The organism is Pseudoalteromonas sp. KAN5, from assembly GCF_022846535.1.
GTDB lineage: Bacteria > Pseudomonadota > Gammaproteobacteria > Enterobacterales > Alteromonadaceae > Pseudoalteromonas > Pseudoalteromonas haloplanktis.
This window is the reverse complement of the sequence record NZ_AP025589.1, coordinates 3,246,627-3,255,000: the sequence shown is the minus strand read 5'-3', so window position 1 is coordinate 3,255,000 and position 8,374 is coordinate 3,246,627. Positions and strand designations below refer to the sequence as shown.

At 39.5% G+C, this 8,374-nt stretch carries 6 protein-coding genes (1 of these 6 running past the window's edge); 1 reads left to right on the top strand and 5 read right to left on the bottom strand.

All coding sequences use genetic code 11. From position 1 onward, the window contains the following. Positions 1–1,642, top strand: partial view of a TonB-dependent siderophore receptor gene (locus tag KAN5_RS14510; protein WP_244389984.1) — the 3' portion only. 458 nt of this gene lie to the left of the window's left edge; only the last 1,642 of its 2,100 coding nucleotides appear in the window; its start codon lies beyond the left edge, outside the window; the stop codon is at positions 1,640–1,642. Between the two features lie 112 nt (positions 1,643–1,754). Here the strand turns inward: KAN5_RS14510 and glmU are convergent, their stop codons facing one another. The 5 genes from glmU to atpG all read right to left on the bottom strand — a co-directional run bounded on the left by glmU (position 1,755) and on the right by atpG (position 8,351). Then, a complete protein-coding gene (glmU, locus tag KAN5_RS14505) occupies positions 1,755–3,113 on the bottom strand; it encodes a bifunctional UDP-N-acetylglucosamine diphosphorylase/glucosamine-1-phosphate N-acetyltransferase GlmU (RefSeq protein WP_244389983.1) in 1,359 nt (452 codons plus the stop codon). A gap of 252 nt (positions 3,114–3,365) precedes the next feature. Then, the gene (locus KAN5_RS14500) at positions 3,366–5,471 is read right to left on the bottom strand and encodes a winged helix-turn-helix domain-containing protein (protein ID WP_138553996.1); all 2,106 of its coding nucleotides are present in this window, start codon (positions 5,469–5,471) and stop codon (positions 3,366–3,368) included. A 164-nt stretch (positions 5,472–5,635) separates the two neighbouring features. Then, complete coding sequence (locus KAN5_RS14495) at positions 5,636–6,058, bottom strand: F0F1 ATP synthase subunit epsilon (RefSeq protein WP_016710492.1); 423 nt, start codon at positions 6,056–6,058, stop codon at positions 5,636–5,638. A 13-nt stretch (positions 6,059–6,071) separates the two neighbouring features. Continuing rightward, a complete protein-coding gene (gene atpD / locus KAN5_RS14490) occupies positions 6,072–7,457 on the bottom strand; it encodes a F0F1 ATP synthase subunit beta (protein WP_016710493.1) in 1,386 nt (461 codons plus the stop codon). 33 nt (positions 7,458–7,490) lie between these two features. Then, positions 7,491–8,351: a F0F1 ATP synthase subunit gamma gene (gene atpG, locus KAN5_RS14485; protein ID WP_016710494.1), complete on the bottom strand. Its 861-nt coding sequence runs from the start codon at positions 8,349–8,351 to the stop codon at positions 7,491–7,493. Positions 8,352–8,374: the final 23 nt, after the last annotated feature.

The window sequence follows — 8,374 nt, the reverse complement described above, 5'->3', positions numbered from 1 at the left end:
AGGAATGGTCAATCAAACAGCTAAAACTCCGCAAGCTATTTCAGAGCATAACTTTAGAGCACGTATAGGCACAAATAATTTGGCTGAACTGGCTGTAGATAGCACAGGCGCGATCACTGACGGTGTGAATTATAGATTCATTGCGCTTGCTCGTAGTCGCGATGGCCAGCAACAGACCACAGAGGAAGAAAGGATAACCATTGCACCTTCTGTCACTTTTGATATTAGTGAGCAAACTAGCTTAAATGTTAATTTATATTATCAAGATGATCCTAAGATGGTGCCATCAACAACCCTTCCCGGTAAAGGAACTCTTTACGAAGCTAGTTACGGGAAATTAGAGCCTGATGCATATGCTGGTGATGAAAACTGGGCTGAGTTTGCCCGCGAAGTCACTATGATTGGTTATAAATTAAACCATGAATTTTCAAACTCAATATCATTTTTACAGAATTTCCGCTACACCAATGCAGACGCCACGCAACAAAATAGTTATGACTTTGGTTTAGCTGATGGAGATAAAGTATTATCCCGTACAGCATATAAAACTATCGAAGATGCGGAAGGCTTTGTAGTTGATAACCAACTCGCTATGCAATTCAAACTTGCTGATAGCAATCACCACCTTTTATTTGGTTTTGAATACCAAACTCTAGATTCAACTTTCGACTATGCTGATACCTTTGGTGCTAGTACCCCAAGCTTAGATTTATCAAATCCTGATTACAATCAGTTTAATGACGATACCACTGCCGCTTTAGATACTTATCGTCAATTTGATCGTTTAGAACAATCACAACGCGGTTTTTATCTGCAAGATGAAATTAAAATTGATGCGCTTACAGTGATTGCGGGTCTACGCCATGATAACTACTACAGCTTAACCGATACCTTAGTAAGTGGCGCTACTAGTAACCAAGAAATAGACCAAAGCGATACGACTTATAGAATGGCGGCTATCTATACTTTTGAAAATAATATTGCTCCATATGCAAGTTATTCAGAATCGTTCGAGCCCACTCCCGGAGTTGATAGTGAAACAGGGCAAGCATTTAAACCGACAACGGCAGAACAAATCGAGTTAGGTTTGAAATACCATAATAGTGATTCAAGCACAAAAATTACTGCCGCCTTCTTTGACCTACGTAAACAAGATGTTGTGGTTAATACCCCTGACTTCATGAAGAAGATACAAAATGGCGAAGTACAATCAAAAGGTTTTGAAGCGAGCATCTATCAACAACTTAATGACTCATTAGATGTAACATTAAACCTTACGGATATGGATGTTGAAGTAACCGATAACCCACAAAACCCAACACTAGAAGGTAAAACTCCTATTTGGGTGGCAGAACAACAAGCATCACTGTGGCTAAATTACTTCTTTAGTGACGCGTTAGAATTTAACGGCGGCGTACGATATGTAGGTGAAAGCCAATTAGATGCACAAAACTCTGGTACCGTACCAGGGTATACTTTGTTTGATGCCGCAGCCAGTTACCGCTTTAATGATAGTTATAGACTAGGTTTAGCTATAAGCAACTTAACCGATAAGCGTTATGTAGGTGCTTGTTATGATATCAGTAAGTGCTGGATGGGCGCAGAACGTAGTATTGAGCTGAGCTTAAATGCTTCATTCTAACTAACATGTACTCTGGAAAATAAAAAAGACCCCCAGTAATTGGAATGTCCAACTATTGGGGGTCACTTCATAATTCGCTTTCTTGTTACATTAGGGTAATGTAAATAAGGAGTTATTTTTTAACTGGGCGTTTCCAACCGGTTAAATTGCGCTGTTTTGAACGTGCGATTGCGAGCTGTTCATCTTCAACCGTGCTAGTGATCACAGAGCCTGCACCAACAGTTGCTGTTGCACCAATATTTACAGGAGCAACCAATGAAGAGTTAGAGCCTATAAAAGCATTATCGCCAATAATAGTTTTTGATTTATTAACGCCATCGTAGTTACAGGTAATAGTGCCAGCACCGATATTAACTTTTTCGCCAATTTCCGCATCACCTAAGTAACTTAAGTGGTTTGCTTTAGAGCCTTTACCTAAACGAGTTTTTTTCATCTCAACAAAGTTACCAATATGCGAGTCTTCTTCCATAATCGCACCTGGGCGCAGGCGAGCATAAGGACCTAATGTACATTTAGCTGCAACGGTTGCATCTTCGACTAAAGTATTTGCTTTAATAATAACGTTATCGCCAATGGTGCAATTTTTAAGTACACAATTAGGGCCAATTTCTACGTTATTCCCAAGAGTCACTTTACCTTCAAAAATAACGTTTACATCAATTAGTACATCTTCACCCGTTGTCACTTCGCCGCGTACATCAATGCGAGCAGGATCAGCCAGTGTTGCACCATTTAACATTAATTCTTCTGCTTGCCATGCTTGATACGCGCGCTCAAGGCCTGCAAGTTGTACGCGGTTGTTTGCGCCCTCAACTTCCATTGGGTGATCGGGTTGTGCTGAGCTGATCTCAACACCTTCACTGTGCGCCATGGCGACTATATCTGTGAGGTAGTATTCACCTTGCGCGTTTTCGTTAGATAAGTTGCCTAACCAGCTTTTGAGTAGCTTGCCATTAACAGCCATAATGCCAGTGTTTACTTCGTTAATAAGTAATTGCTCTGCGCTTGCATCTTTTTGTTCAACAATCCCTACTAGCTTGCCATCAACACGTAACATGCGGCCATAACCATTAGGGTTAGCTAAATTTACAGTAAGCACGGCTAAGCCGTTTTCAGGTGTGGCAGCGAGTAAACGCTCAAGGGTTGATTGTTTTGTCAGTGGTACGTCACCGTATAAAACCAATACAGTGTCTTCATCATTAATATGTGGGTTTGCTTGGGCCACTGCATGGCCAGTACCAAGCTGCTCAGCTTGAAGCACCCAGTTTACATCGTTGTCAGCAAGTTGTTGTTGTAATAATTCGCCGCCATGACCATAAACTAAGTTAGTCGATGTAGCACCGAGTGCTTTAGCATTATCGATAACGTGTTGCACCATAGGTTTACCGGCAACTTTATGCAATACCTTAGGTAAAGCAGAACGCATACGAGTACCTTTACCCGCAGCAAGAATTACTGTAGTCAGAGACATTAAAACAATATCCTTCTTTCTTTGTTTTATTGGAATGAGTAAGCGTGTGTAAATTCAACCAAGATAACGTAAGTCACATCATGTGCACCTACTCAATGGGCAATCTAACAATAGCCACTGAATCTAAGCTGAAATTATTATTCGCTTTATTTGTGACTATTGTAACGAGGATTGGTGAAGGATATAAGTAAAATATTATGACAGTATTTCGATTGTCTTATTATTGAAAAATATCTCAACGACTCTAAAAAGTTACTGGGGCACTTCAACCACTTTTATGAGCTTATTATTGTTAGTTTCAATGGTGGTAATCGATAAGCTATCCTGCCCATTCGCATAACTTAGCTGACTTATTAGTTTATTATCCTTTAGCGTGTAAACAAGCTCTGCTTTAACCTCAAAACCTAAGCTAAAATCATATAAATAGATATTCAAGCCATCAGAATGAAAAAGTTTATCTCCATCAAGAGTAAACGAATGCATATACAATACAGGGCTTATTTCAAACTCGTGAGTTATTAAATTATTCCAACTATCAAAAATTTGTAACTTATTTTGTGCTGAAAGAAATATATACTTTGAGGATGAAAGCTGCTCAAACCAAATTGGATTACTTATTGGTAGCAATATACTTTTTTTTGTTTCCCTATCATACAGATAGGATTTGTTACTGGTCGTATTATTACCACGCACAATATAGCCAATATTTCTATTATTTAGATACTCAACATTGATGATATTGCCATCAATTGTAATAGTATCTTTTAAATTTAACTCAGCTGTATCACGAACCTCAATTTCATTAGCTTTTATTGTTAATAGTTCTTCCCCATCACTTGAAACTCTTATTTCCCTAAAATCAACACTATTTGATTTAATACTCACAGTACCCGTGGTAGTGTCTAATACAGCTAACTTAACTATTTGTGCATCTTGAAATAGATAATAAATATACCCATTATCAGTGTTTTGCGCATTAAATGGATATATGTCTTTTGGCATCATATCTTTAAAATTAAAGTTATCCAAATCTAATTGGTGAATGCGTACGCTAAATGGGTATTCAATCGCGAGCATCTCGCTGGGATTCAATGGCATTGTAGATGAATAATCTGAAATCCCTCGCATAGATATTTTTTGAAGCAATTTCTGATTACCTAGGGAGTATTGATAAAGAATACGATCAACATTATCGTACCAAAGTAATGAATCTGATCCCTGATGATATTTCAATGTCCAAATACGATTCTTAGTGGTATATAGGTGAGTTTGAGACCCTCCCTCAACATCTGCAATATACAACTCGCTAGAATCGAGTTGATGGCGCTCAAAAACCACCTTATTTTTACCTTTTATGTATGCTAAAAACTGATCACCGTAAGAATTTAGATTGGGAGAGCTTATTTGATACTCTTCACCTGTTATGAGGTTACGATTCATCAATACAGCAAGCTCATCCCGATTACGATAACCAAATTTAGAATATACGAGGCTAGTATCATTAACCCCCTGCCCAGAAAAAGGTAAATGTGAGCAATCAAACAAATATCGACTCTCGCCAGAAAAGTTACTATCAACAATAAATACCTGACAATCCAAGCCATTACTTTGCCAGTAGATAATCTCATTATTGTTATGTGACCAACCAACTGGATATAATTTATAACCGGGTTTTGATAATGATTTTTCTTTTCCTGTATCAAGTTCCTTATTAATTAATTGATTCCCTACTCCACCTTTTGAAACAATGAACGCTATGTTCTTTTCATTGGGTGAAAGTACAAGATAAGAATGAGATCCGTCCTTCATTGACAAAACCTCTTCTTGATAGCTTTTATCAATGATTTTTACTTCGTTTTTTGTAGCTGTCCATTTAAATAAGCTAACTACAATGCTTGCTAGCAGAATGATCAGTAAGGCTAATACCCAAACAGTGTATTTTTTTGCCACCGGCTTAGCGGCTTCTTTAGAATCTAGCTCATTGACTGGATTTGAGTTCGGGCTTTGGTATCCACTTTCTATAAACTCAACATTGGGTACAAAACTATATCCTTTTCGATAATGTGTTTTGACAACTAAAGCAGCTTGGTTAGGGGATTTTAAGATTTTTCTAAGTTCTGATATCGCTCTATTTATCGCGTTATCATCAACATAACTTTGACACCAAACATCATCGATTAGATTTTGGCGGGTGATAATAGTATTTTTATTTAGGATGAGGTAACTTAAAATTTTAAACAGTAGTGGCTCTAGCTCTTTTTCAACGATGCCATCATTAATTATTTGCCGCTTTATATTTAAACACCAAGTACCAAATTTTACTTCTATTACTGAATCAGGAAACTCTGCTTGTTTCATTTTTTCGCTTACATTATATCCTTACAGCAGCTTATTTATTGCTTGATTCCGATAATAAACCACCACATACGATTAACTGCAGATTAACAGCTTAGTCTTTCCATGTCATCTCTACAGGCACAAAAAAGCCCACATAAAGTGGGCTTTTAAAAAACCAGATAGGCTTACTTATTACGTAATTGCTGAATAACACGTAACTGAGCGATTGCTTCAGCTAGTTGTATCGCTGCTTGGCTATAATCTAGCTCAGCAGTTCCACCTTGTGCCATTTGTTGTTCAGCGTCACGTTTAGCTTGTTCTGCAGCTTGCTCATCAAGGTCTTCACCACGAATTGCAGTATCTGCAAGGACAGTCACTATGTTCGGTTGAACTTCTAGTGTACCGCCAGCAATATAGATGAGCTCTTCTTCACCATGTTGCTTAACTAAACGTACCATACCAGGTTTAAGGGCAGTTAGTAGTGGAGCGTGACCAGCATTAACACCTAGCTCACCTTCACTACCACTTACTTGAATAGATTCAACTAAACCAGAAAATAAACTCTGCTCAGCACTTACTACGTCAAGATGTACAGTCATAGCTGCCATACTACCCTCCTAATTACATGCTTTTGGCTTTTTCTTGAGCTTCTTCGATAGAGCCAACCATGTAGAACGCTTGCTCTGGCATATCATCAAATTCACCGTTTAAGATGCCTTTGAAGCCAGCAATTGTGTCTTTAAGTGACACGTATTTACCCGGCGATCCTGTGAATACCTCTGCCACGAAGAATGGCTGAGATAGGAAACGTTGGATTTTACGTGCACGAGATACAAGTTGCTTATCTTCGTCAGAAAGCTCGTCCATACCTAGGATTGCAATGATGTCTTTAAGTTCTTTATAACGCTGAAGAACTGTTTGAACGCCACGTGCTGTATCGTAGTGCTCTTGACCAATTACTAATGGGTCAAGTTGACGTGAAGATGAATCAAGTGGATCTACCGCTGGGTAGATACCAAGTGATGCGATATCACGTGAAAGTACTACTGTTGCATCTAAGTGAGCAAAGGTAGTTGCTGGAGATGGATCCGTTAAATCATCCGCAGGTACGTATACCGCTTGGATTGAAGTAATTGAACCCGTCTTAGTTGAAGCGATACGCTCTTGTAGTACACCCATTTCTTCAGCAAGTGTAGGCTGGTAACCTACCGCTGATGGCATACGACCAAGTAGTGCAGATACTTCTGTACCAGCAAGTGTATAACGGTAGATGTTATCTACGAAGAAAAGTACATCGCGACCTTCGTCACGGAACTTTTCAGCCATAGTAAGACCAGTTAACGCTACGCGTAAACGGTTACCTGGAGGCTCGTTCATCTGACCGTATACAAGCGATACTTTATCAAGTACGTTTGAATCGTTCATTTCATGGTAGAAATCGTTACCCTCACGAGTACGCTCACCAACACCTGCGAATACTGAGTAGCCGCTGTGCTCGATTGCGATGTTACGGATAAGTTCCATCATGTTTACGGTTTTACCAACACCGGCACCACCGAATAAACCAACTTTACCACCTTTAGCAAATGGACATACAAGGTCAATTACCTTAATACCAGTTTCTAAAAGTTCTACTGAACTTGATTGCTCTTCGTAAGTAGGCGCTGCACGGTGAATAGACATACGGTCTTCTTCGCCGATTGGGCCAGCTTCATCGATTGGCTCACCAAGTACGTTCATGATACGACCAAGTGTTGCTTTACCAACTGGAACTTGAATCGCTTCACCTGTGTTTGATACTAATGCACCACGACGTAAACCGTCTGTAGTACCTAGTGCGATAGTACGTACCACACCGCCACCTAGCTGCTGTTGAACTTCTAGAGTCAAACCAGCTAAATCACCGTCTGTTACTTTTAGCGCGTCATATACGGCTGGCACGTTGTCTTGTGAAAACTCAATATCCACAACGGCACCGATAATTTGGACGACCTTACCTAAACTCATGTCTATTCCTCTCGTTAATCTTTGCCAGAAGCATTAAACTGCGGCTGAGCCAGAAACAATCTCACTAATTTCTTGTGTGATTGCCGCTTGACGGGCCTTGTTATAAACAAGCTGTAACTCATCCATAAGGTCGCCAGCGTTATCAGTTGCAGCTTTCATTGCAACCATACGGGCGGCCTGTTCAGAGGCAGCGTTTTCAACTACACCTTGGTATACTTGAGACTCAATGAAACGTACTAACAAAGACTCTAAAATAGCCTCTGGGTTTGGCTCATATAAGTAATCCCATGTGTAAGCAGATACTTCTTTTTCAGCTTTTGGCAAAGGGAGTAACTGATCTATAATTGGCTCTTGCTTCATGGTATTAACGAAGTTGTTATATACCAAGAATAAACGGTCAATTTTTCCTTCAGAGAATGCATCTAGCATTATTTTTACAGGACCAATAATGTCTTGTACTGAAGGCTTATCTCCTAAACCCGCTTTTTTAGCGAGTAGTTGACCACCAAAACGTTGGAAGAAACCAGCAGCTTTACTGCCTAAAGTTGCAAACTCAGCGTTTACACCTTTTTCTTTCCACGCTTTAACATCTAGTGCAACTTTTTTAAACTCGTTAGAGTTTAAACCGCCACACAGACCACGGTCTGTAGAGATAACAATATAACCAACTCGTTTTACTTCACGCTCTTCTAAGAACGGGTGAGTAAAATCAAGATTTGCTTGAGCAACACGACCAATCACTTTGCGTAATTTTTCAGCGTATGGACGGCTTGAAGCTACACGGTCTTGCGCCTTTTTCATTTTAGACGCAGCAACCATTTCCATTGCGCTAGTGATCTTTTGAGTATTTTTAATACTTCCGATCTTGCTTTTAATCTCTTTTCCGCTGGCCATGACTCTCTCTCCGAATCAAGGTG